At 60.2% G+C, this 24,701-nt stretch carries 20 protein-coding genes; 17 read left to right on the forward strand and 3 right to left on the reverse strand.

Going from position 1 to position 24,701, the window contains the following annotated elements; genetic code table 11:
• The first annotated feature begins 318 nt into the window (after window positions 1-318).
• Window positions 319-1,086 (forward strand): sulfite exporter TauE/SafE family protein, encoded by a 768-nt coding sequence (locus tag ACFQDI_RS14150; RefSeq protein ID WP_377167789.1) that lies wholly within the window; start codon window positions 319-321, stop codon window positions 1,084-1,086.
• Between the two features lie 872 nt (window positions 1,087-1,958).
• Here the strand turns inward: ACFQDI_RS14150 and ACFQDI_RS14155 are convergent.
• Window positions 1,959-2,255: a hypothetical protein gene (locus ACFQDI_RS14155; protein ID WP_377167791.1), complete on the reverse strand. Its 297-nt coding sequence runs from the start codon at window positions 2,253-2,255 to the stop codon at window positions 1,959-1,961.
• Window positions 2,256-2,403: 148 nt separating this feature from the next.
• Here ACFQDI_RS14155 and ACFQDI_RS14160 point away from each other — a divergent pair, with 148 nt between their 5' ends.
• From ACFQDI_RS14160 to ACFQDI_RS14180, 5 genes are all read left to right on the forward strand, one after another.
• Window positions 2,404-5,190 (forward strand): PVC-type heme-binding CxxCH protein, encoded by a 2,787-nt coding sequence (locus tag ACFQDI_RS14160; protein WP_377167794.1) that lies wholly within the window; start codon window positions 2,404-2,406, stop codon window positions 5,188-5,190.
• Window positions 5,187-5,390, forward strand: coding sequence for a hypothetical protein (locus ACFQDI_RS14165; RefSeq protein WP_377167797.1), 204 nt, complete (start codon window positions 5,187-5,189; stop codon window positions 5,388-5,390). The genes ACFQDI_RS14160 and ACFQDI_RS14165 overlap by 4 nt, the downstream gene beginning before the upstream one ends.
• Before the next feature lie 77 nt (window positions 5,391-5,467).
• Window positions 5,468-6,472: a UDP-glucose 4-epimerase GalE gene (gene galE / locus ACFQDI_RS14170; RefSeq protein ID WP_377167800.1), complete on the forward strand. Its 1,005-nt coding sequence runs from the start codon at window positions 5,468-5,470 to the stop codon at window positions 6,470-6,472.
• Window positions 6,473-6,743: 271 nt separating this feature from the next.
• Window positions 6,744-7,466 (forward strand): fibronectin type III domain-containing protein, encoded by a 723-nt coding sequence (locus ACFQDI_RS14175; protein ID WP_377167803.1) that lies wholly within the window; start codon window positions 6,744-6,746, stop codon window positions 7,464-7,466.
• A gap of 33 nt (window positions 7,467-7,499) precedes the next feature.
• Window positions 7,500-7,814, forward strand: a complete 315-nt coding sequence (locus ACFQDI_RS14180) for a hypothetical protein (protein ID WP_377167806.1) — start codon at window positions 7,500-7,502, stop codon at window positions 7,812-7,814.
• Between the two features lie 2 nt (window positions 7,815-7,816).
• On the opposite strand, the gene recN is transcribed toward ACFQDI_RS14180, so the two are convergent.
• Complete coding sequence (recN, locus tag ACFQDI_RS14185; protein WP_377167809.1) at window positions 7,817-9,478, reverse strand: DNA repair protein RecN; 1,662 nt, start codon at window positions 9,476-9,478, stop codon at window positions 7,817-7,819.
• Window positions 9,479-9,528: 50 nt separating this feature from the next.
• Window positions 9,529-10,389, reverse strand: a complete 861-nt coding sequence (locus tag ACFQDI_RS14190) for a helix-turn-helix transcriptional regulator (protein WP_377167812.1) — start codon at window positions 10,387-10,389, stop codon at window positions 9,529-9,531.
• A 134-nt stretch (window positions 10,390-10,523) separates the two neighbouring features.
• On the opposite strand from ACFQDI_RS14190, the gene ACFQDI_RS14195 reads away from it, so the two are divergent.
• The 11 genes from ACFQDI_RS14195 (at window position 10,524) to ACFQDI_RS14245 (ending at window position 24,682) form a co-directional block, all read left to right on the forward strand.
• The gene (locus ACFQDI_RS14195) at window positions 10,524-11,432 is read left to right on the forward strand and encodes a dihydrodipicolinate synthase family protein (protein WP_377167815.1); all 909 of its coding nucleotides are present in this window, start codon (window positions 10,524-10,526) and stop codon (window positions 11,430-11,432) included.
• Window positions 11,433-11,444: 12 nt separating this feature from the next.
• Window positions 11,445-12,773 carry an exo-alpha-sialidase gene (locus ACFQDI_RS14200; RefSeq protein WP_377167818.1) on the forward strand — a complete coding sequence of 443 codons (1,329 nt, stop codon included), beginning with the start codon at window positions 11,445-11,447 and terminating at the stop codon, window positions 12,771-12,773.
• 12 nt (window positions 12,774-12,785) lie between these two features.
• Window positions 12,786-14,048 carry a hypothetical protein gene (locus ACFQDI_RS14205; protein WP_377167821.1) on the forward strand — a complete coding sequence of 421 codons (1,263 nt, stop codon included), beginning with the start codon at window positions 12,786-12,788 and terminating at the stop codon, window positions 14,046-14,048.
• A 10-nt stretch (window positions 14,049-14,058) separates the two neighbouring features.
• On the forward strand, window positions 14,059-14,733 hold the full coding sequence (locus ACFQDI_RS14210; protein ID WP_377167824.1) for a hypothetical protein: 675 nt from the start codon (window positions 14,059-14,061) through the stop codon (window positions 14,731-14,733).
• 54 nt (window positions 14,734-14,787) lie between these two features.
• Window positions 14,788-15,954 (forward strand): sialidase family protein, encoded by a 1,167-nt coding sequence (locus ACFQDI_RS14215; RefSeq protein ID WP_377167827.1) that lies wholly within the window; start codon window positions 14,788-14,790, stop codon window positions 15,952-15,954.
• Window positions 15,955-16,005: 51 nt separating this feature from the next.
• Window positions 16,006-17,184 (forward strand): sialidase family protein, encoded by a 1,179-nt coding sequence (locus ACFQDI_RS14220; protein WP_377167830.1) that lies wholly within the window; start codon window positions 16,006-16,008, stop codon window positions 17,182-17,184.
• A gap of 146 nt (window positions 17,185-17,330) precedes the next feature.
• Window positions 17,331-18,329, forward strand: coding sequence for an alpha/beta hydrolase fold domain-containing protein (locus tag ACFQDI_RS14225; RefSeq protein ID WP_377167833.1), 999 nt, complete (start codon window positions 17,331-17,333; stop codon window positions 18,327-18,329).
• A gap of 60 nt (window positions 18,330-18,389) precedes the next feature.
• The gene (locus tag ACFQDI_RS14230) at window positions 18,390-20,585 is read left to right on the forward strand and encodes an RICIN domain-containing protein (RefSeq protein WP_377167836.1); all 2,196 of its coding nucleotides are present in this window, start codon (window positions 18,390-18,392) and stop codon (window positions 20,583-20,585) included.
• 7 nt (window positions 20,586-20,592) lie between these two features.
• A complete protein-coding gene (locus ACFQDI_RS14235; RefSeq protein ID WP_377167839.1) occupies window positions 20,593-21,837 on the forward strand; it encodes a sialidase family protein in 1,245 nt (414 codons plus the stop codon).
• Between the two features lie 26 nt (window positions 21,838-21,863).
• The gene (locus ACFQDI_RS14240) at window positions 21,864-23,894 is read left to right on the forward strand and encodes an SUMF1/EgtB/PvdO family nonheme iron enzyme (RefSeq protein WP_377167842.1); all 2,031 of its coding nucleotides are present in this window, start codon (window positions 21,864-21,866) and stop codon (window positions 23,892-23,894) included.
• 11 nt (window positions 23,895-23,905) lie between these two features.
• On the forward strand, window positions 23,906-24,682 hold the full coding sequence (locus tag ACFQDI_RS14245; RefSeq protein WP_377167845.1) for an alpha/beta hydrolase family protein: 777 nt from the start codon (window positions 23,906-23,908) through the stop codon (window positions 24,680-24,682).
• Window positions 24,683-24,701: the final 19 nt, after the last annotated feature.

Raw genomic sequence — 24,701 nt, forward strand, 5'->3', positions numbered from 1 at the left:
GTGCCCGCAGGCTCCCCGGAACGCTCTGCGGCAGGTTGGTGTAAAGGGCCAGCCTGCCGCAGCATCCAGCCTGCGGCCAGCTTAGCCGCAATCACGATTGCAGAACAACCCCATCATACAAGGAGTGCCCGTCGTACTTCACGGGCTGGCTGTCATGGGTGTAGTGAGAGCTGTGGATGGAGGAACGAGATGGGAGCCGCACTCGGAGAGTGCGGACCCCGCCGCGCAGGGCTGGAATGGCGGCGGTGTGGGAAAAAGTGATGGAGGAGTGAATCGGGGCTTGTGAGGGATGTGGCATGCGGCATTCGTCAGGGCCCGATGAACTGGCTTACTGAACACACGCTCCTGCCCGCAGACACCTGGCAACTTGTGCTGGCGGCGCTGGGGGCGATGTGCATCGGGATGTCGAAGGCGGGGCTGTCGGGGACGTCGACGCTGAATGTAGTGCTGATGGCGCAGATCTTTGGGGCGAAGCAGTCGGTGGGGGTGATCCTGCCGATGCTGATCGCGGCGGATTTCATGGGGTTCATCATCAACCGCAAGGGGGGGAGCTGGCGGCGGATCGTGCCGATGGTGCCGCCGGCGATTGCGGGGGTGGTGGTGGGGTGGCTGCTGCTGGGGAAGTTTGACAACTCGATGGCGCGCATTGTGATCGGGTGGATCATCATTGTGCTGCTGGTCTTTAACTACGTGCTGAACAAGAGGCGGCAGGATTTTCTGGCGCTGACAGAGCACAAGGTCTTCACGTGGTCGATGGGGTTTCTGGCCGGGGTGGTGACGATGCTGGCGAATGCGGCGGGGCCGGTGATGACGGTGTACCTGCTGGCGCAGCACCTGGAGAAGAAGGAGTACCTGGGGGTGTTCAGCCGGTTCTTTCTTTTCATCAATCTGTTCAAGGTGCCGTTCAGCACGGATCTGGGGATCATCAATGGGAGGTCGCTGATGACGAATGTGACACTGATGCCGTGCGTGGTGGTGGGGGTCGTGATTGGGTGGTGGATTTTGAAGCGGCTGCCGCAGAAGGTGTTTGAGAATGTGCTGTTCTGGCTGACGGCGTTTGCGGCGGTGTGGCTGATTCGGGGGTGAGGGGGGAGTTGACCGTTGTTTACGATTGTTGACGGTTGTTGGCCGGAGGTGTGGGAGTGGAGAGGGTGATGGGGCGAATGAGAGATTTGGAGGCAGCGAATGGTGAGGCGAGGGCGATGGGTGTTTGCGGAGCAGATGCGTGGCGGGACGCAGTGCAGACGCTGCTGGGGCCTGGTGTGGGGTGGCGAAGCGCTGGGTTTGCTTCCCCGGGTGTTTGTACGGTTGACCCAGGGCTTGTCGCTGCGCGACTGCTCCCTGGGCTGAATCCGACGCCCCTTTGGGGCTGATGAGCAGCGAATTAGAGAGCTAGAGGTTGTTTACGATCGTTGACGGTTGTTGGCCGGAGGTGTGGGAGTGGAGAGGGTGATGGGGCGAATGAGAGATTTGGAGGCAGCGAATGGTGAGGCGAGGGCGATGGGTGTTTGCGGAGCAGATGCGTGGCGGGACGCAGTGCAGACGCTGCTGGGGCCTGGTGTGGGGTGGCGAAGCGCTGGGTTTGCTTCCCCGGGTGTTTGTACGGTTGACCCAGGGCTTGTCGCTGCGCGACTGCTCCCTGGGCTGAATCCGACGCCCCTTTGGGGCTGATGAGCAGAGAGAGGGCTAAAAGTGGTTTACGACTATTTGACGGAGGCGTGTGGGATGCTGGCATGCCTCCGGTATGCGATCTTGGGTGAGGGAGAGGTGTGAGCTTTCCAGGGGGCTGCGCCCTCCTGGCTACCTGCTGGGATTCCCTTGGGGGATCAGCTGGAGGAATGATGCAGCGTGTGTAGAGGGCGAGGATCCAGACGACCTATGGAATGAGCGGTTCACGCCGCGCTGGGCTGCGGCGATGTGACAGAGAGTGATCGAAACCTACCGGGCAATTCTGCCAGTCATCCTTTTTGCAATCGTTTCACCATGATCAACACTACCGCAGATATGCAGGGGGATACCAGCAACAGCAAAACCACGCCTGCGGCATCGCCACCAAGAACAGAAGGCAGGAACGGCAGAATGCCCAGTACAGGCAGTGATATGACAAGTGATGCGAAGGCGAGCCATTTGGCGAACGAGCGTCGGCGCGGCCACCCAAGCAACAGAGCGGAAAGCAAGGCCATTGGAACTGAGAGAAGGTACACTTTGCCTAGCAACATCATGAATTGGGAGGCCGCATGGGCGAGCAGGTGCATCAGAAAACGGCTGGCGGTTGAGTTGAGACTGAGGGCGACGCAGACTTTGTGTCAAGACAAGCGAGCTGCGATGGAGGCACATTTGGCGGATTAATAATTTGTGGAGGGTCTTGTCAGGGGGGGAGTCCGCAATAGGCTTTGGGCTCCCATGAAGCCTGTATTGTTTGCCCTGCTCTTTTCGTCGCTCGCGTCTGCTGCTGATTTTCCTGCGCTGTATAACAGTGATCCGGGGAATCCGCAGCCGACGCCGGCTGGGGAGGCGCTGAAGATGCTGAAGGTGCCGGAGGGATTTAAGGCGACGCTGTTTGCGGCGGAGCCGGATGTGCAGAATCCGGTGGGGATGAGCTGGGACACGCGTGGCCGCATGTGGGTGGCGGAGAACTACACGTATGCGGAGCGGACGAAGCGCTTTGACCTGAGCCTGAAGGACCGCGTCATTATCCTCGAAGACAAGGACTGGGACGGTGTGGCGGAGACGCGGAAGGTCTTTACCGAGGATGTGCAGATGCTGACGAGCGTGGAGGTGGGACGCGACGGGGTGTGGCTGATGTGCCCGCCGCAGGTGCTCTTCATCGCGGACCGGAATCATGACGATGTGCCGGATGGCGAGCCAGAGGTGGTGCTGGATGGGTTTACGGTGGCAAAGGACAACTACCACAACTTTGCCAACGGGCTGCGCCTGGCGCCCGATGGATGGCTGTATGGACGCTGCGGGCACTCTTGCCCAGGGAAGCTGGGTGTGCCGGGAACGGCGGAGGAGAAGCGTGTGCCGATGAAGGGCGGGATCTGGCGCTACCACCCGGAGAAGAAAGTGGTGGAGGTGCTGACGCATGGGACGACGAACCCGTGGGGGCATGACTGGGATGCGAACGGGGAGATGTTTTTCATCAACACGGTGACGGGGCATCTGTGGCACCTGATCCACGGGGCGCACCTGATGGACTCGAGCAATGCGAACCCGTATGTGTATGAGAAGCTGGACACGATCGCGGATCACTACCACTACGACCGGAGCGGGAGCTGGACGGCATCGCGCGATGGGAAGGCGAACAGCCTGGGCGGCGGGCATGCGCACATCGGGATGATGATTTATCAAGCGGAGCAGTGGCCGAAGGAGTACCAAGGGAAGCTTTTCACGCTGAACATGCATGGCCGCCGCGCAAATGTGGAGCGGCTGGAGCGCAACGGGAGCGGGTATGTGGGCAAGCATGAGCCGGATGTGTTTCTGAGCGATGATCCGTGGTTCCGGGGAATTGAGATCAGCACGGGGCCGGATGGCAGCGGGTTCATCCTGGACTGGAGTGACACGGGCGAGTGCCATGAGTCCACAGGGGTGCACCGCACGAGCGGGCGCATTTTCCGCGTGAGCCATGGTGAGGCAAAGAAGGCGGAGGTGCCGTTTGCGTGGAAGAAGGCGTGGCCTAAGGCGGACCTGAACTCGGCCGACGAGCATGCGCGTGCGCTGGCGATCCGTGAGCTGACGCAGTTCTCGCCGCTGGATGCGATTCCGGGGCCGATGGAAGGAGCGGTTTATCCGGAGCTGGGATTTGATGCGGTGAAGATGGCGCGGGAGGAGAAGTCGAGCTTTGTGAGGCTGACGCTGGCGAGCACGCTGCAGCGGCTGCCGGTGAGCAAGCGCGCGGAGCTGGGAGCGGCGCTGCTGGCACATGCGGAGGACGCGAACGACCCCTTCCTGCCGTATCTGGTATGGTATGGCATTTCGCCGCTGGCAAAGCAGGACCCGATGGCGCTGGTGAAGCTGGCGAAGGAGTGCATGTGGCCGAAGACGCTGAAGTGGATGACGCGGAGCCTGGCGACACAGCCGGAGGCACTGAATGCGCTGCTGGCGGGTGCGAAGGCGGAGCAGGCGGGGATGATTCTTGAGGGGATGGCGGAGGCATTTAAGGGGATACGGAAGGCGGCGAAGCCGGAGGCGTGGGATGGATTTGCCAGCACGGCGGGCAAGGCGGAGGCGGACAGGAAGCTCGTGCAGGAGCTGAGCATCCTGTTTGGCGATGGAAGGGCGCTGGATGATGTGAAGAAGATGGCGCTGGATGAGAAGGCGGATCTGGCGGCGCGAGAGGCTGCGCTGAAGACGCTGATCGAGAACAAGCCGGATGATCTGCGCGCGATCTGCACGCAGCTGCTGGAGGTGCGGGGGCTGAATGTGACGGCAGTGCGCGGGCTGGCGCTGTTTGATGATCCGGAGATCGGCACGAGGCTGGCGGCGAGCTACAAGAAATTTGCACCAGCGGAGCGGACGACGGTGATCGACACGCTGGTGTCGCGCCCGGCTTTTGCGAGGGCGCTGCTGAAGGACATGTCGGCGGGCAAGATCCCAAGAGCGGACTTGAGCGCGTTCCATGCGCGGCAGATCGCGGCGTTTAAAGATGAGGCGCTGAGCAAGGAGCTGGTGGAGGCGTGGGGCGAGCTGCGGGAGTCGGCTGCGGACAAAAAGGAGCTGATCGAGAAGGTGAAGAAGCAGCTGACGCCAGCGACGCTGGCGAAGGCGAACCTGAGCCAGGGGCGAATGCTCTTCACGGCGATCTGCGGATCGTGCCACATGATGTATGGGCAGGGCGGGAAGATCGGGCCTGACCTGACGGGATCTGGACGTGCGAATCTGGACTATCTGCTGGAGAACATTGCGGACCCGAGCGGGGTGGTGAGCGCGGACTACCGCATGAGCCTGCTGACGCACAAGGACGGGCGAGTGCTGAGCGGGGTGGTGACGGAGTCGAATGCGCGCACGATCACGCTGCGGACGATGACGGAGACGATGACGCTGGACCGTGCGGACATCACCAAGCAGGAGGCGTCGCCGCTTTCCATGATGCCGGAGGGTCTGCTGCTGGCCTTTGGCCCGGAGCAGGTGCGCGATCTGATTGCCTACCTGATGCATCCGGTGCAGGTTCCGCTGCCTAAAGCGCCATGAGTGCCTCTCCGAACAAAAAATTTCAGTTTGGCCCCGGGTGGCTGCTGTTCTTTGGCATGATCTTCATCCTGGGCTTCAACAAGAACAGCCGTGAAGTGGTGAAGGTGCTCATGGAGCGCCTGACGTCTGAATCGAAAAAGGTGAACAGCCAGCTGGAGGTGATGAAATCGGCCCTGGAGAAGAAGCAGGAGGGCAAGTGAGGCCGGATCATTTGCTCAGATGAATTTAAGACAATCTTTGTTTGGCAGCAGGCTCCACGGCTGCTGTATTTACCCCCATGTCAAAAGGAACACTCCTCATCACCGGCGGCGCAGGTTACATCGGCTCGCACACCGTGCGTCATTTGCTGGAACAAAACGAACGTGTGGTGGTGCTGGACAACCTTGTCTTCGGACATCGTGAGGCGCTGCCCCTGGACCGGGTGAGCTTTGTGGAAGGAGACATGGCCGACGCCGCGCTGCTGGAGAAAGTTTTCTCGGAGCACCAGCCGGAGGCAGTGCTGCATTTCGCGGCGTTTGCGTACGTGGGGGAATCGGTGACTGATCCCCTGAAGTATTACCGGAACAATCTTGCCGCACCGCTGACGCTTCTTGAAGCCATGCAGCGCCACGGGTGCAAACGTTTCATTTTTTCGTCCACCTGCGCAACGTATGGCGACCCGGTGAGAATCCCGATCGATGAAACACATCCGCAAGCGCCGGTGAATCCGTATGGTGCGAGCAAGTGGATGCTGGAGCGAGTGCTGCGCGACTGCGGCCATGCGTGGGGGCTGAAAAGTGTGTTTCTGAGATACTTCAATGCGAGCGGATGCCATCCGAGCGGTGAGATTGGTGAAGATCACAATCCTGAGACGCATCTGATCCCGCGAATTTTGATGGCGGCGACGGGGGAGATCGAAAACATCACGGTGTTTGGCACCGACTATGCGACGCCTGATGGCACGTGCATTCGCGATTACATCCATGTGTGTGATCTGGCCTCAGCCCATGCGCTGGCATTGAGCTATCTGAGAAAAGGCGGTGAAACAGTCGCGGTCAATCTGGGCACGGGAAGAGGGTTCAGTGTGAAGGAAATCATCACGACGGCGGAAGAGGTGACGGGGAAGAAAATTCCTGTGAGTTTTGGGCCGCGCCGTGCGGGAGACCCCTCAGAGCTCATCGCAGAGCCTAAATTGGCTAAAGAAATTATTCAGTGGGAAGCGCTTCACAAAGACCCGCGGGAGCACATCGAGTCTGCATGGAAATGGATGAGCGGAGAGCGGCATGGACGGTATTCTGCTTGATTCTCAAGGATTCAAGCTGCCGGTGATCGCGCCTCCCGCGACACCGCCAAGCAGCACAAGAATTAGGCATTTAGCCTAAACTTGTAAAACATTTATTCAGCCAGGACGATTCATATCGTTTTGCGAGAGTGTATTGACTCATACGTGAGATGAGCGAATGGAAGGGCATGTGCATCTCACTGTTTGAACGGTCTTCCCTTAAGACTGTCACACTATAGATGCATCGAGTGTCACATTTATAATGAGAACTTTCGGTCATTGGGTTGTCTGCATGATTGCGTGTCTTAGTGGCACGCTGATCCGTGCTGTTGAACTGACCGGGCCAGTGCAGACGACAACCACTGAGAGCACCGCCACCATCCAGTGGCGCACCGATGTGGAATGCGGCACGCGACTGCAATACGGGCAGACCGCTGCGGCGCTTGACCGCAAGGCGGAAGGTGCGGTGACGCGGGAGCATACGATCAAGCTGGAAGCCCTGACTCCGGCCACCACGTATTACTTCAGCGTCGGCAGCGCTCGGACGCGACTGGCGGGAGGGTCCTTCACCACTGCAGGAGCTGCGGCGGCGACTGCAACGCCCCAGCCTTCGCTGGTGCGTCGTGTGCTGGATGTCATCGCCCCGGGGAAAAAGGACAGGGAGCAGACGGACGCCGCGGCAAAAGCTCCGAGTGCCCGCGAGACGTGGGGACACCTGGACTCACTGCAGGATCACTATGACCGCCATGGGCGCGACTTCGGGAGCAAATCGCCGGAAGAGTACGCGGCCCAGGCGTGGCGATTTCTCCAGCGTGCCCGCACTGAGGATCTGCCGATGAAGCTGGACCGCACAGACGGAACGCTGCGCGTCTTTGATCCGGCGACGGGCGTATTTGGTGCATACAACAACGCCGGCAGGACCAAGACTTTTTTCAAGCCTGGCAGTGTCAGCTACTGGCAACGCCAGCCCGGGCAAACAGTGAAGGCAACCCATCTTCGCTTTTTCGAACGCTGACCAAAGCCCTGCGAAAATTCCAAACAACCAACCATGAAAACAAACCCCAACTTCTGCCCCGTCTGCGGCTATGACAAGCTCGCAGAGCCGCCACGCAACCGCACCGGGGGCGCATCGATGGAAATCTGCGCGTGCTGCGGATTCCAGTTTGGCGTCACTGACGACGACAAGGGCGTCAGCTACGATGATTTCCGCCAGCAGTGGATCGCCGGCGGGATGGTCTGGACCAGCGCCGCAAAGAAGGCCCCCAAGGGCTGGAATCCGCAGACGCAGCTGGGATCACTGGCCCTGCGTGCCACGCTGAGCCGTGTGAAGGGCCGCCCGCCACGCATGGCCTTGATGGTGTAGGCTCAGGCAGCGCCTTTGAGCAGGCTGAGGGCATGCACGCGCGCGCTCTCGGCACTGCCGCCAAGCATGCGTGCGAGCTCATTGACACGCTGCTCGTCGCTGACGGGCTGGATCTGTGAGCGGGTGGTGTTGCCAGTGATTTCCTTGGTGACGACGAAGTGGCTTTGCGCGAGCGAGGCGACCTGCGGGAAGTGCGTGATGGCGATGACCTGATGCGTGGCCCCCAGAGCGGCCATCTTGCGGCCGACAGCCTCGGCAATATTGCCGCCGACATTGGCGTCGATTTCATCAAAGACGAGGAGGGGAACCGCGTCCTGCTTGGCGAGGGCGCTTTTCACGGCGAGAAGCACGCGGGACATTTCGCCGCTGGAGGCGGTGAGGCGGAGGGGTTTGGAGGGTTCGCCGGGATTGGGCGCGAAGTGGAAGTCCACTTCTTCGAGGCCGTTGCGCTCGGGAGCAGGCAAAACTGCGAGCTGTGCCTCGAAAACGCTGCGCTTGAAGCCGAGGTCTGCGAGGTGTGTGGCGACTTCCTTGGCGAGTTTGGGGGCGGCATCGGTGCGCTTCTTTGAGAGCTGTTTGCCGAGCTTGAGGACATCGGCTTCGCGTTCTTTGACGAGCTGCTGCAGTCTGGCAATCTCCTCGCCGCGGTTTTCCATTTTGGCGAGCTTGCGCTCGGTTTCGGCGAGGAACTCGAGTATCTCGGCGATGGTGCGGCCGTATTTGCGCTTGAGGGTCTGGATGGTGTGGATGCGGCTTTCGAGCTTGTCCAGCTCAGCGCCGTCGATTTCCAGATCGTCTGCGTAGTCCTGCACGCTGCTTTCCAACTCGGTCAGTTCGATTTGAGCCGACTTGAAGCCTTCAAACATGGTGGCGGTGGCGGGGTCGATTTTTTCCAGCTCGTGGATGCTGCGGCCGAGCTCGCGGAGGCCGTCGATGATGCTGCCCTCTCCCTCGCTGAGGCGGCTGGTGATGCTGCCGCAGAGCTCGGCGAGGCGTGCGCCGTTGGCGGCGATGCGGTGGCGGGCTTCGATCTCCTCCTCCTCGCCGGGTTTGAGGTTGGCGGCGGCGATCTCGTTGGCCTGGAATTTGAGCATGTCGATCTGCTGGCTGCTGGCGCGCTCGGAGTTTTCGAGTTCATCGAGCTCGGTGGCTGCGGTGCGCCAGAGCTTCCAGGCGGCCTGGTATTTGCCCAGGAGGTCTTCGATGCCAGAGTATTTGTCGAGCATCTCGAGCTGGCGCTCGCGGGAGTTCAGCGACTGGTGATCGTGGGGGCCGTGAAGATCGACGAGGAATTCGCCGAGGCTCTTGAGCACCTGGATGGTGACGGGGGAGCAATTGACGAACTGTTTATTCGCCCCGCTGGCACTGATGGTGCGCTTGATGAGGAGCTCGCCATCCTGGCAGGGGTCGAGTCCGGCCTCTTCGAGCACGGCGTCGATGGCAGCGGTGTTTTTGAGGTGGAAGCTGGCCTCGACCGTGCAGGCGTCCTGGCCGTTGCGGATGAGGCTGCGGTCTGCGCGTTCGCCCAAAATCAGCTTCAAGGCGCCCACGATGATGGATTTACCCGCGCCGGTCTCGCCTGTGACTCCGATCAAACCGGCCGCCAAATCCCAGGTCACATCTTCAACGAGGGCCAGATTGCGGATTTTGAGGAAGGAAAGCATGGGTGGAGGGAAATGGTGGACAAATGAACATGCAACGTTCTTTTCGCATTTCAACCACCACGAGGCGATCTTCCACTCCAAGATTTGAATGCGCGCGAGAAATGTGCGGCGGACTTGTAACCGAGCTCGGCGGCGACAGCTTTCACGAGGGCATCGGGCTGACGGAGCTTGATGGCGGCCTGGGAGAGCTTGAGCCGGGTGAGGCAGGCGAGGGGTGTTTCGGTGTCGTAGCGCTGAAACAGCCGGGTGAAGTAGGCGGCGGAGACGTGGCAGGCTTTGGCGGCCTGCTCGATGCTGCTGAGCACCGGGTAATTGCGCAGGAGATGGCCACGGCAGCGGAGGTAGGTGGCGTAGGCGGGGTCGATCTTGGTGGTGGCGGACTGGCGGGAGTCTGCGCAGAGAACGAGGGCGTGCTCGAGTGCGGCGGATGCGGCCCGCAGACCGAAGCGGCCGCCGCGCAGCGCGTGGTCGATGACCTCCTCCAGCAGGGAGACCACGCGGGAGGCATCTGCAACACGGAGAACGCTGCCGGGCGGGAGATCAAGATCGCTCATCAGCCGGAGAGCGCGCTGGCCGGTGAAGTTGAAGAAGTACTTCACCATGGGGTCGTCCGCAGCGCTGCGGATGACCTGGGGCGTGGTGGAGTCGAAGATAAAGGCGTGGCCGGCCTCCAGCTCGTGTGCCTGATCTGCCAGCGTGACGCTGCCGCGCCCTTTGGAAACGAACTCAAAGGCCATGAACGGAAAGCTGCGGCGGTCCACGACGAAGTCGGGTGCGCACCACTCGCAGCCACCGCCAACGAGGCAGAGATGCATCTCGTCATGCGGGCGCTTCTCCCAGTCTGGAAGGAAAAAGCGGCGCGTACGCACGACTTGCTTGGAGAAATAGTCTGCCTGGTCGGTGGCTGGCATGGTTGGGGGACAACTTTCAAAGCCGTGAATGCGGAGATTCTTGCGAGAAAGAGTCAAGAATCGTCATGCCGTTGGCAAACATTCAACGCAGTGAGTGGTTGCCTTGAAGGCCGGTCCCGAGTCCCTTTTCAGGCATGTCCCAACCACTTAGCGGCATCATTCCCCCACTCGTCACCCCATTGCGTGATCGCGACACACTTGACTGCGCCGGTTTGGAGCGGCTGATCGAGCATCTGATCGGTGGAGGTGTCTCCGGCCTGTTCATTCTCGGGACCACAGGTGAAGGCCCGAGCCTGAGCTACCGGCTGCGCCGTGAGCTGATCGAGCGCACCTGCAAGCAGACTGCGGGACGTGTGCCGGTGCTGGTGGGGATCACGGACACTTCATTTACGGAGAGTGTGAACCTGGCCAAGCACAGCGCGGAGGCCGGAGCGACGCATGTGGTGACCGCGCCGCCCTACTACTTCCCTGCCGCGCCGCCGGAGATGCAGGAGTACATCCAGGATCTGGTGGCGGAGATGCCGCTGCCGATGTTTTTGTACAACATGCCGGGTCTGACAAAGGTGAGCTTTGAGATCGACCTGGTGCGCCGGGCGCTAGACATGCCTGGTGTCTGCGGGGTGAAGGACAGCTCCTGTGACATGATCTACTTTCACCGGCTGATTGAGGTGGCGAAACAGCGTGCGGACTGGAGCGTGCTGGTGGGGCCTGAGGAACTCACTGCGGAAGCGGTGCTGCTGGGAGGGCATGGGGGCATCAACGGTGGGGCGAATCTGAACCCGAGGCTGTATGTGGAAATGTATCAGGCGGCCGCAGCTCAAGATTTGAAGCGCACGCGCGAACTGCATGCGCAGGTGATGCAGCTGGCGGGGAGCATTTATACGGTGGGCAGGCACAAGTCCGCGATCATCAAGGGGATCAAGTGCGGGCTGTCGCTGCTGGGCATCTGCGAAGACCACATGGCGGAGCCGTTTCAGCGATTCCGTGAGCCTGAAAGGGCGATGATTCGTGAAAGGCTTGTGAAGCTGGGATTGATCTCTTAAAACCCAAACACAATGAAATTTGTCTCGCTACTCTACCTTGCCATCTTCCTGCTGATCCAATGCGATCTCCACGCACAGATACCCGGAGGTTTCAGCGTCCTTTCTCCAAGAGACAAGGAGGCGCTTGCCGCTGCGGAGTTTGCGGTGAAGACGAAGGATCCGAAGCTGAAGATGGAAGGCATCGCAAGTGCAGAAAGCCAGGTGGTGGCCGGAATGAACTTCAAGCTGGTGCTGAATGTGCTGGATGGCAGCACGCCAAAGCAGGCGGCGGTGGTGGTGTGGCACAAGCTGGACCGGACGCATGAGCTGACCTCCTGGGAATGGCTGGGAGCTGCCAAACCGCAGCCAGGAGTGCTGAAGACGGAGTACATCTATGACACAGGGCCGTACCCCTCGGTGCATGCGACGACGATCGTGGAGACGCCGACGGGGATGGTTTCGGCGTGGTTTGGCGGCACGGCGGAGAAAAATCCGGATGTGTGCATCTGGGTGTCACGACTGGTGGATGGGAAGTGGACGGAGAGTGTTGAAACGGCCAATGGCGTGCAACCGGATGGCACGCGCCACCCGACGTGGAATCCTGTGCTGTTTCAGCCGCGCAATGCTCCGCTGATGCTGTTTTACAAGGTGGGCCCCTCCCCCAGCACGTGGTGGGGTGAGCTAAAGACCTCGACGGATGGCGGCAAGACGTGGTCGGCGGCGCAGAAGCTGCCGAAGGGAATCTTTGGCCCGATCAAGAACAAGCCGGTGCAACTGCCGAATGGCGACATCCTGTGCCCGACGAGCAATGAGACTGACACCAAGCCGAGCGCGTGGGCGATCTACTTTGAGCGGACGAGCGACCTGGGCAAAACGTGGCAGCGCACGGAACTGCTGCACGACGGGCTGAAGGTGAGTGCGATCCAGCCGAGCATTCTGGAGCTGGGTGGTGAGAAGATTCAGGCCATCGGCCGGACGCGGCAGGGGAAAGTCTTCCAGATCAGCTCCAATGACCTTGGCAAGACCTGGGGTGAGATCTCGCTAACGGAACTGCCGAATCCGAATTCGGGAACGGATGCGGTGACGCTGAAGGATGGGAGGCATCTGCTGATCTACAACCATACCGCCAAAGGCCGCAGCCCGCTGAACCTGGCGGTGAGCAAGGATGGGCAGACCTGGGAAGCGGCACTTGTGCTGGAAGACGAGCCGAAGAAGGAATTCAGCTATCCGGCGATCATTCAGACGAGCGACGGGCTGGTGCACATGACATACACGTGGAAGCGCCAGAAGGCGAAGCATGTGGTGATTGATCCGGCCAAGCTGGAGCTGAAACCCATGGTCGACGGAAAGTGGCCCCAGTAATTCACCGTGCGCATGCAACCACGCCCGCTTTTAGCTTTAATCTTTGCCACGACCTGTGCGAGCCTTGCGCCCGCTGAGGAGCCGGGGCTTTCCACCCAGATTGCACAGGCATGGGATGTCACGTGGAGCCGCTTTTATCTGCCGCAGGTGCAGACGTTTGGCGACTACCTGAGCAGCTACGACAAGGGCAAGGAACAGGCGCATCTGCCGACGGCTGAAGAGGTGAAAAGGCAGTATCCGAACCCGTGTGGATACAGCACGGGCATGGAGGATGGCGCGATCCTGGGCGGGGCGATGCTGAGTGTGCTGTGCGACCGCTTTGCCGTGACAGGCGAGGAGGGACTGCGAGAGAAGGCGGCGAGTGTGTTTGCGGGGCTGAAGCTGTGCACCACTGTGCATGGGGTGCGGGGCTTTGTGGCGCGCAATGTGTGCCCGGAGGATGCGAAGAGTGTTTACATCAATTCGTCGCGTGACCAAGTGACCCACTTTGTGCATGGGCTGTGGCAGTATTACCGCAGCCCGCTGGCGGATGAGGCGATGAAGAAGGAGATCCGTGTGGTGCTGGGAGACGTGGCGGAGCGGATGCTGGCCTTTGTGACGCCGGAGAATGACTATGATTTCTGCCGTGCGGATGGGACGCGCTGCCCGCTGGGCATCTGCCGCATGTGGAATGTGCAGGCGCATGAAGCCGCAAGGCTGCCGATGATTTATGCGGCGGCATGGGATGTGACGCGTGAAGAGCGCTACCGTGAAGCCTGGAGGCGCCATGCGGCAGAGGCCATCGCGCAATCAGCCGCACCTGGCGAGAACAAGCCAGCCTATGCGCTGCTGCAGATGCAGTGCTCGCTGGAGGTGCTGCATGAACTGGAGCCGGATGCCGCGCTGAAGGCCACGATTTATGAACGGATGATGCATGTGCGCGACCTGGCGGCGAAACGTTTTGACAGCGTGCGTGCGCAGATTGGCAAAAAGAGTGCGGATGAAATGCGGATGACCGGGCCGGACTGGCGGAAAGTGCCTGAGTGGAAGAATCAAAAAGGCTACCCGAATCCGCAGTGGGGGCCGTTTCGCGAGATCTGGCACATCACGCGTGAAGCCGGGGAGTCCGCACTGATCCTTCTCATGGTCGAGCCCGGCGCGCTCTCCGCAGCGCAGCAGACCGCGCTGGCGGATCTACTGCGGCGGTTTGACTACGCGCATAATTCGAGCTGCGGGATCGTCTACCACCTGGCGGCGTACTGGAAGGCACGCCGCAATCATCTGCTGAATCCCTGAACCGCCCCTGATGAAATCTCTTTCCCTCCTCCTGGCACTGATGTGCCTGCAGCAAGCGGCGGCCGAAACGCCTGCTGCGCCTGCCACCCAAATCTGCCAGACGACAGAACTGGTGGCTGCTGAGAAATTTGACCGGCCCGAGTCCTTTGCGAAGGAAGGGCAGCCTGGCATGGATGGCTGGCGAGCAGGCATCGGCACGTGGAGCATTGTGGATGGTGCGGCGTATGCGAAGCAGGAGGGGCCGAGCAAGAACCGCCCGAACGGGCATGAGGCGGTGTGCGAGCATCTGGTGGAGCTGGGAGACTATGTGCTGACTGGTGAATTCAAACTCGGAGCCTCGCCGCAGATCGGGTTTGTGTGCCGTGACACGAACAAGCCGAACCTGCATCAGGGACGTGTCGTGATCACGCCTACGGCCATCTGGATTCAAAAGATGAGCGGGATCGCCAAGGAAACGCGCCGTGAGGAACTGACGAAGATCGAAGTGAAGCTCGATCCTGAGGCGTGGCACCGCATCACCGTCGAAGTCTGCGGTGACCGCTGGCTGGCGCGAGTAGATGATCACACTTTGGAAGCGCGGCATGAGCGCTTCAAAGACCGCAAGGGCCGGATCGGCATGGTGGCGCGCGGTGAAGGGGCGCAGTTTCGCCATCTCAGCCTGTGGAGTGCGCAGTCGAAAGGATGACCTGAAACGCGACAGAACAGAAACGCACCCTTCACCACAATTCGCTCTCATCGCATGAAAAGCTGTCTCCTTGCCACCGGCCTGTCCATGGTGCTACCGTGCCTCTACGCGGCAGAAACGGGAGATGTGCGTGACGTGCGCGTGATACGCACCGCCGAACAGGAGCCGCGGGCAGCGCTGCTGGGACAGCCGAGCCTGGCGCTGTGGAAGGATAAGCATCTGGTGGCAGCGTACCAGCTGGGCATCGCCGGAAAGACGGACATGGGGAGCATTGATGCGGTGGTGTCCACCGACGACGGACAGAGCTGGAGCATTCCGAGCACGATCTTTGACAGCACGGAGCGGCATGGGGCCATGCAATTTGGCTACTGCAATGCGGTGCTGTACAAACCACCAGGACAGGAGGTGCTGTGGTGCTTTGCGATGAGGTGCCCGCTGAACTATGCGGACAGCGAGGACTCGCACCTGGCGGCAGCGTACAGCGGTGACGGGGGGCGCTCGTGGAATCCGGTGGAGCTGGCGATGCACTACACGGGACCTCTGGTGATCCTGGGGGAGATCCGACGCATCGAGGAAGACGGGCATCCGGTGTATGTGATGCCCGCGCACCGCAACACGCGGCGTGCTGATCCGCATGGCACGAGGGAGCATTTTGTGCTTCGAAGCACCAGCCTGCTGGACTGGCACCTGGGCGGCTATGTGCCCCTGCCGAAGGGGAAAGAGGCCTTTTTACATGAAGGGCAGATCGCGGTGATGGATGCCAAGCAGGGGCGGCTGAAGATGGTGATGCGCACCTCGACGGGAGTGCCCGAGGGGAAGCTGATGGATGGAGGAGCACTGAATCCGCCGCGTGCGTGGTCCAGCAGCAGCGCGGATGGCGGGCGCACCTGGAGCGTGGCACAGGAAGAGCCGGAGCTGTGGAATACTGTTTCAGAAGCCTGGTATGGCCGCAGCGGCGATGGCAGGCTGCTGTATGTGTACAATGACGGCCCGACCTTCAGCCGAATGGCGCTGCGATACAAGGTGGGCAGCGCTGATGGCGCGTGGGGGCCGGAGCAGAACTTCTTTGATGAAGGCATTCACAATTCCTACCCCACGCTGATCGAGGTGGGGCCGGGTGAATTTCGTGCGGTGTGGGACAGCGGAGATGCCAAGCGCCACCGGCGTGCGATCCGCTTTGGCAAGCTGAGCCTGCCAGACCTGAAACCGGCGGCTCCGTGAGGAGCGGCGCGACGCAGCGCAGTTCATTCCACCTTCTTTTTTAAAGGCTTTATGACATACCCCCATCCCATCCTCCGTGCCCTCTTTGTGGCACCGATCCTGACCCTGAACGTCTTTGCCGCTGACGATGCGAAACTGGAGATCGCTGACTCCGCGAAGAAGAAAGCGGCGGCACCCACCCTCGCGCTGCCTGCGGATCAAAAACAAAATGTGATCATCTACAAGGAGCCGGGGCGCTACGGTGGCTGGCCTGCCAATCGTGGGCTGTGGCAGTGGGGAGATGAGCTGGTGGTGGGATTTACCTCCACGTGGTACAAGCAGACGACGACGGATCACCGGATCGACCGGACGAAGCCGAGCTATGAAATCCAGGCGCGTAGCGTGGATGGTGGCAAGACGTGGAAGACGGAGGAGAACCTGCCGTTTGCAGATCCCAGCAAGGAGGCGAAGCCTGCGCCGCTGACTGCGCCGTTTGATTTCACCGCACCGGATTCGGTGCTGATGTTTCGCTTTGGCAGCCTGCATGCAGGCCCCTCGTGGTTTTACACGAGCCTGGACCGCTGCAAGACATGGCAGGGGCCGTACTCGTTTGCGGTGGAGGGAGTGGACCGCATCTGCACGCGCACGGATTTGATCATTCTGGGCAAGCACGACTGCCTGATGTTTGGGAGCTGTGGCAAGAAAAACGATGGCAAGGAGGGGCGTGTGTTTTGCGCGAGGACGACGGATGGCGGAATGAGCTGGAAACTGGTGTCGCTGATCGGGCCTGAGCCGGTGGAAGGCGGGTATGCGATCATGCCTTCGTCTTTGAAGCTGAAGGATGGGACGCTGCTGACGATGATCCGGCGGTCTGATCCGAAGGTGTCGGGATTCATCGAGGCGTGGCGCAGCGCGGACATGGGCAAGACGTGGACGATGACTGGCAAGGCGGTGACCAAGATGGGAGGCAATCCACCCGCCCTGGTGCAGCTGCAGGATGGACGTGTGGCCTTCAGCTATGGCTACCGCCACAAGCCCTCGGGCATGCGGGCGTGCATCAGCGAGGATGGCGGGGTGACGTGGGGGCCGGAGATCGTGCTGCGGGAGGATGGGTTTGACGGGGATCTGGGGTATCCGCGGAGTTTGGTGAGGCCAGATGGCAGAGTGCTGACGGTGTATTATTACAATGGACCGAAGGAGGATGACCGGGCGATCGAGGGTACGTTTTGGACGGCTCCAATGGGGAAATGAGAGAGTTTTGCGGATGCTGGCCATGACAGGATGGAAGCCGCACTCGGAGAGTGCGGACCACTCCGCGCCGGGCAGTGCGGCAGGTTGGGGAAACTCGACCGCTTTTCCGCTAGGAAGGGCGATGTGGAGCGTTTGAGGTAGCACTCATGAAAACTCTTTTTTTCTCCCCGGCTACCTGCCGTGTGATTGTCGCAGCCTGTGCTGCTTTGCTGGCGTGTGATTCTGCGTTTGCGCAGAGCAAGGCACCGAGCCTGCCGGCGGGGATCAAGATGGAGAAAGACATCTCCTACGTTCCGCAGGGAGACGAGGCGCAGAAACTGGACCTTTACCTGCCTGAGAAGGCGGCGGAGAAACCGATGCCGCTGATCGTGCACATCCATGGCGGGGGGTGGATGGGAGGCAGCAAGTTTCCATGCGGGGTGGCGGGCATGGTTTTGAAGGGGTATGCTGTGGCGAGCGTGGAGTATCGCTTCAGCCAGAAGGCGAAATTTCCGGCGCAGATCCAGGACTGCCAGGCGGCGATACGCTGGCTGCGTGCGCATGCCAGGAAGTACAATCTGGATATTGAGCATGTGGGGGTGATCGGCGGCTCGGCGGGCGGGCATTTGTCGTCGCTGGTGGGCACGGCGGGCGGGAAAAATGTGTTTCCTAAAATTGGCGGGAATGAGGAGCAGTCTGACCGGGTGCAGGCGGTGTGCGACATCTTTGGGCCGTCGGATTTCAGCACGGTGGTGCAGCAGGCGGCGGAGGACAAAAATGTGAAGAACATCTTTGAGTTTAACACGCCGAAGGATCCGTATTCGGAGCTGATCGGAACGAGGCTGGATGACAAGCCGAAGTCAGAAGCCGTGAGTCCGGTGCACTACATCAGCAAGGACAACCCGCCTTTCCTGATCCTGCATGGCACGCATGACACGCTGGTGCCGTATGCGCAGAGCGTGGAGTTTGCCGACGCACTGAAGGCCCAGGGGGTGGAGACGTGGCTGCAGACGCTGCCGGGCTCCGGGCATGGCGGGCCTGCGTTTGGCAAACCTGCCGTGATCCAGCTGATGCAGAACTTTTTCGACAAACACCTCAAAGGTGCGGACGTGCCGATCGTGCTGGTGCCTGAAGCGGATGTGGCGGTGGAGGCGCCGACAAAGTAGCCTCGGTCTCTGTGAGCCATGTGCTTTGACCTTTCATCATCACTCCCAACGCAACATACCATGATCAGATTTACCACACGAGCCGCGCTGCTGCTGGCGGCCTTTACCACCGTGACCCGAGCCGAGGACTGGGGAGCTTTTCAGCTCGTGCCTGTGAGTGCGCCGGAGTATGTGCTGGAGGCAACCGAGGGGGCCAAAGCCGGAAGCATTGTCTCGATTCAAAAGCCGAAGGGTGAGGCGAATCAGAAGTGGGTCATTCAGCCGCATGGGGATGGGTGGTTTCAACTGATGCCTGTGGCGCAAAAGGAGCTGGTGCTGACGGTGGCGAATGATGGCAAGAAAAACGGAGAGAGGATCATTGTAGAAAAGGATCGAAAATCAGACGCGCAGCTGTGGTCGATCACGAAGCAGGAAAACGGGAGCTATGCGCTGGAACCCAAGCATGCGCCGGGCATGGGGCTGGATCATTTAGGAGGCAAGAAGGAGGCCGGGGCGAAGATCGACCTCTGGCAGCACAGGCCGGGCGATCAGCATCTGCAGTGGCAGATTCAAGCGCTGGCGGGAACGGGGATCGCGGGTGCGGCGACAGAGGCGGCTGCGCCATCGTATGTGCCGGTGGCCATCAAGCCGGAGGAGATTCTGCCGGGGACGATCAAGCAGACGCAGTTTAACCAGAGCAAGGTGTTTCCGGGCACGGTGCGTGATGTGACGGTCTTTATCCCGGCGCAGTATGACGGCACCAAGCCTGCGTGTGTGTATGTGAAGACCGACGGGTACAATCCACGCGAGAAGACCTTCATGGAGACGCTGATCGCGACGAAGGAGATGCCGGTGACGATTGGCGTCTTTGTGAAGCCGGGCACGCTGCCAGCGCCGATGAAGGGGACGGTGGACCGGCGGAATCGCGATCTGGAGTATGATGGTGTGGGCGATGAGAATGTGCGCTTTCTACACGACGAGCTGCTGCCGTTTGTGGCGAAGGAGTTTGGGCTGAATCTTTCGACGGATGGGAATGACCGATGTATCTCGGGCGGGAGCAGCGGGGGCATCGCGGCCTTTACAGCGGCCTGGCACAGGCCGGAGGCCTTCAGCAGGGTGTATGCGGCGAGCGGGAGCTGGGTGGCCTTCCGTGGCGGGCATGAGTTTCCGACGATGGTGCGGAAGTTTGAAGCGAAGCCGATCCGTGCGTATCTGACGACAGCGACGCATGACATGGAGAACTGCGCGGGCGACTGGTATCTGCTGGATCTGGAGATGGACAAGGCGCTGAAGTTTTCGGGGTATGACTACCAGTTTCGGAGCATCGAAGGACGCCATGTGGCGGGGTATGCAGAGAACTATCTGGAGGCGATGGCCTTTCTGTGGAAGGGCTGGCCGGAACGTGTGAAGGCGGGACCGAGTGCGCCGAGAGCGCAAGAGGTGATCATTCCCGGCGAAGGATGGGAGCTGCTGGCGGAGGGCTTTAAGAGCACGCGCGGACCTTCATGCAATGAGAAGGGGGAGGTGTACTTTGCGGACACAAGCAACAACAAGATCCACCGCATTGAACTGGACGGAAAGGTGAGCGAGTTCGCGAAGGATGTGAATGCGCACTGTGTGAGCGTGGGTGTGGATGGGAAGGTGTACACGATCTCGGAGAAGTCGGGGAAGCTGATGTCTTTTGATGCCACTGGAGCTGGCAGCGTGGTGATGGAGGACATTCTGGGGCATTCGATTTTGGCAATGCCGAACGGCAACCTGTACGTGACGACCAACGGTGAGAAGCCGAGGGAAGAGGGCACGGTGTGGCTGATCAAGGACGGGAAGAAGACACTGCTGGACAGGGGGATCAAGTTTGCGACGGGGATGGCGTACCGGCCTGACCAGTGGCTGCTGTCTGTGGCTGAAGGACACTCGAAGTGGGCGTACAGCTACCAGATCAATGACGATGGCACGCTGAAGAACAAGGAGCGCTTTTTCCATCTGCATGTGGCGGACTGGGATGACGACGCGGGGCCGGAATGCCTGTGCTACTCGATCGAGGGACGGCAGTTCATTGCAACGAAGAGCGGGGTGCAGATCAGTGCGGATGATGGACCGACGCAGATCATTCTGCCTGTGCCGGACCGCAGCCGTGTGACGGCAGTGGCGATCGGCGGAAAGGACAAGGACACGCTGTATGCCTTCTGCATGAACAAGATCTGGAAGCGGAAGATCCTGCAGCATGCGATGGGGGCGTGGAGCCCGTGGACGAAGATGAACGGGACGAAGCTGTGAGCTGACGATGAAACCTATTTTTCTGATTTTGCTTGCCCTCGTGGCAGCAACCGTCTCAGCGGAGACGCCCAAGACAGCGGTGCTCTCGGCGGATGATTATGGCATCACCGCGAAGACGCCGCCGGTGATCAAGGTGGATCCGGGGCCGAGGTATTTTCCAAGACTGCGGACGTGGCAGGGCATACCGAGCATCGAGCGAACGGCGAAGGGCCGCCTGTGGGCCACGTGGTATGCGGGGCCGCTGAGCGAAGGGAGCAACGGGAACTACGCGCTGCTGGTGACCAGTGGCGATGACGGAGTGACGTGGTCGGACCCAGTGGCGGTGTATGATCCAACGACTTTCTTTGACGGGAGCACGGGGGATCCGCACGTGTGGATCGATCCGCAGGGGCGGCTGTGGTGGTTTGTGTTTCGCATTCTGAAGGTGAAACATGCGGATGGCATCCGCTCGGAGTGGGGATTCTGCTGTGAGAACCCTGATGACCCGATGCCCAAGTGGAATGCGCCTGTGTTTGCGGGCTTTGGGCTGGGGCTGAACAAGCCGACGGTGCTGTCCAACGGAGCCTGGCTGCGGCCGATCGACAACAGCCAGGAGGTTAAACAGGGAACGCGAACGCAGTTTTATGTGTCGCACGACCAGGGAAAGAGTTTTGAATTTTTCTCGAAGCTAAGCGTGAAGGATGTGTCCTTTGCGGAGCATATGGCGGTGGAGCGCAAGGATGGCAGCCTGCTGATGATGGCGCGGACGACGTATGGGATTGCGCAGGCGGAGTCATTTGATCATGGAGCGACTTGGGTGAACGAGGGGCCGTTTACGAAGGAACGCGGGGTGAACACGCGCTTCTTTCTGCGGCGGCTCAAATCCGGCGCCCTGCTGATGGTGGTGAATGATGTGCCGCGCGGACGTGACCGCATGACGGCAATGCTGTCTGAGGACGATGGCAAGAGCTGGCCACACAAGCTCTTACTGGATGAGCGCAAGCACGTGAGCTACCCCGACGGCACTGAGGGAGCGAATGGTTTTATCTATGTGACGTATGACCGAGGGCGCTATGAACTGGGAGAGCAGGAGATCCTCTTTGCGAAGGTCACGGAGGCTGACATCAAGGCTGGAAAGCTGGTGAGTGAAGGCAGCAAACTGAAACAGGTAATCAACCGACTGGCGGACGCGCAGGGTGGTGTGCACCACACGCGGGAGCCGCAGCTGATGGAGGAGGCTTTTGAGAAGAGCCGGGGGAAAACGAAGCCCTAGTGGGAGAATCACACATGATGACTGACATGAGATACCAAACACCTGCCTGCCTTGCGGCTTTCCTGCTTGCCTCATTCACGGGGCTGGCAGCGGATACGATCACGAACTCCATCGGCATGAAGCTGGTGCGCATTGAGGCGGGGTCATTTGTAATGGGGCAGAATGGACCGGCGGCGGATTACAAGATGACGAAGCATCCGGAGAAGTTTGATGATGCGGACTGGGATGAGAAGCCTGCGCATCGGGTGGTGATCACGCAGGCTTTTCAAATGGGCGTGACCGAGGTGACTGTGGGGCAGTACCGGCAATACGTGCCGGGGTTTCATGCGAAGGAGTCTGATGATACCGCTGTGAGTGGTGTGACGTGGGATGAGGCGGTGAAGTTCTGCGAATGGCTCTCGAAGAAAGAAGGCAAGACCTACCGGCTGCCAACGGAGGCGGAGTGGGAGTATGCGTGCCGGGCGGGAACGACGACGCTGTTTCATACCGGCGACAGCCTGCCGGATGGCTTTCAGCCGTGGTGGAGCGACATCGGCTATGCGGAGCGCTATTTCACGACTGGCACGATGCCACCGCCCTACCGCAAAGGGGCGAAGACCGGACTGCGGGTGGCGCAGACGGCGGCGAATGCCTGGGGGCTGCATGACATGCATGGGAATGTGGCGGAATGGTGCCTGGACTGGCACGGGCCTTATGAAGCAGGTGAGCAGACGGATCCGCTGGGACGGAGTGCGGGGGATTTCCGTGTCTTCCGAGGCGGGCATCATTCCAGCTTTGTGCGCATGCTGCGCTCGGCGAACCGCGCGGCTTGGCTGCCGCAGACTGGCAGCAACCGGGTGGGGTTTCGTGTAGTGATGGGGGAGATGCCTGCGGGCAAGATGCTGTCGCCTGCACCGCCGCCTTTGAATGCGCAGAAGGTGAGCCAGGAGGTGGCGGAGATTGTGCCGGCAAAGCAGCAGAGGCCGGTCTTTATGGGGCCGAAGCCGTATGTGAAGATCGAGAAGGATTCGTTTGGACCGCTTTATTTCAGTCACAATCACAGCCCTGGAATCGCGGAGTGCCCAAACGGTGATTTGCTGGCGGTGTGGTACTCCTGCGTGGATGAAGGAGGCGCGGAGCTTTGCAATGTAGCGAGCCGTCTGCGGCGCGGTGCCAGCGAATGGGAACCGGCATCGCCCTTCTGGGATGGTGCGGATGTGAACGACCATGGGCCGAAGATCTGGTGGGATGGGAAATCGACCTTGTACCATCTGGTGAAAGGTCGTGATGAAAACCTGGTGAGGACTTCGACAGACAACGGCGCGAGCTGGTCTGTGCCTCTTTTGCTGGAGCCGGGTGGTGAGTTTGGCAATCAGATGATCCGACTCGCAGATGGGACGATGGTCATCACGCATGATTCGAGGCAGTGCAGCCTGGTCTTCAGCCGTGATGAGGGCAAGACGTGGGGCTTTAACGATGTAAAGAAGCGAGCAAGTGACTTCAGGCCGGGTGGCAAAGGATTCCGCCATCCCGGAATTCATGCGCCGATCGTGCAACTGAATGACGGTCGGCTGATGGCGTTCAGCCGCAATGATCCGCCTGAGGATCAGGCGAAGTTTGAGATGAAAACTCCGATCAGCTACAGCAGCGATCTGGGGAAGACCTGGAGCTATGCCGCCAGTGAATTTCCGGCGATCAGCAGCGTGCAACGTGCGGTGATGATCCGCCTGAAAGAAGGGGGCATTCTTTTGTGCAGCTTTACGGATCAATGGCGTGACTGGAAGAACCGGAAGGGGATGATGTTTGCCTCCAAGGCAGGAGAGTTCAAGGGATACGGAATGTTTGCGGCGGTGTCGTTTGATGAGGGCAAGTCGTGGCCGGTACGCCGGCTGATCACACCCGGAGGCAAGGAGCAGTCTGTGAATGGGATTGACCGAGTGATGTTCACGCTCAGTGACACAATGGCGGAGCCGTGCGGCTACCTCTCTGCGACGCAGACACGCGATGGAAACATCCAGCTCATCACCAGCAAGAACCATTATGTTTTAAATCTCGCTTGGCTGAAAACCCTGCCTTGATCTCTCTTTGTATGAACACCCGTATTTTTCTCGCCCTAGTCACCGGTCTCACACTGTCTGCGATAGCACAGGACAATCTGCCGAGGATGGCGGATACTTTTGATGTCGAAGGAAACAAGGCATTCCTCTATGCGGCCCCTGCATCAGCGCCAGGGAAGCCGTGGGTGTGGTATGCGCCGACTTTGAAAGGCGTGTCTCTGGCGGGACGGAAGATGTATTTCGATGCCTTCATGAAGGCGGGGATCAGCCTTGCGGGTTATGATCTGGGGGAGGTGAGGGGTGCGCCAGGAAGCACGGCGAAGTTTTCGCTTTTTTATGAGGAGATGGTGAGGCGTGGCTACTCGCCAAAGCCGATTCTGCTGGGCCAGAGCCGGGGCGGGATGATGACGCTGGCGTGGGCGTTTCGGAATCCGGACAAGGTGCGTGCGTGGGTGGGGATTTATCCGGTGTGCAATCTGGCAAGCTGGCCGATGAAGAACTCGAAGGTGCAGACGCTGGCTGACTACGGCCTGTCTGAAGAGGAGCTGAATGCGAGGCTGAGGGAGTTTAATCCGGTGGACAATCTGCAGGGGCTGCTGGCGAACAAGGTGCCGATGTTTTCGGTGCACGGGGATTCGGATGTGGTGGTGCCTCTGGATCTGAACACCTCGCTTCTGCAGGAACGGTACAAGGCAGGCGGGGGGCAGATCGAGGTGAAGGTCATTCCTGGAGAGGGGCACAAGGTAGGACCTTCATTTTTTGAGTGTCGGGAGCTGGTGGACTTTGTTTTGAAACACGCCGATCACTGAGCGCCTTGATTTTTTGCAC

This window comes from Prosthecobacter fluviatilis (assembly GCF_042655725.1).
GTDB lineage: Bacteria > Verrucomicrobiota > Verrucomicrobiia > Verrucomicrobiales > Verrucomicrobiaceae > Prosthecobacter > Prosthecobacter fluviatilis.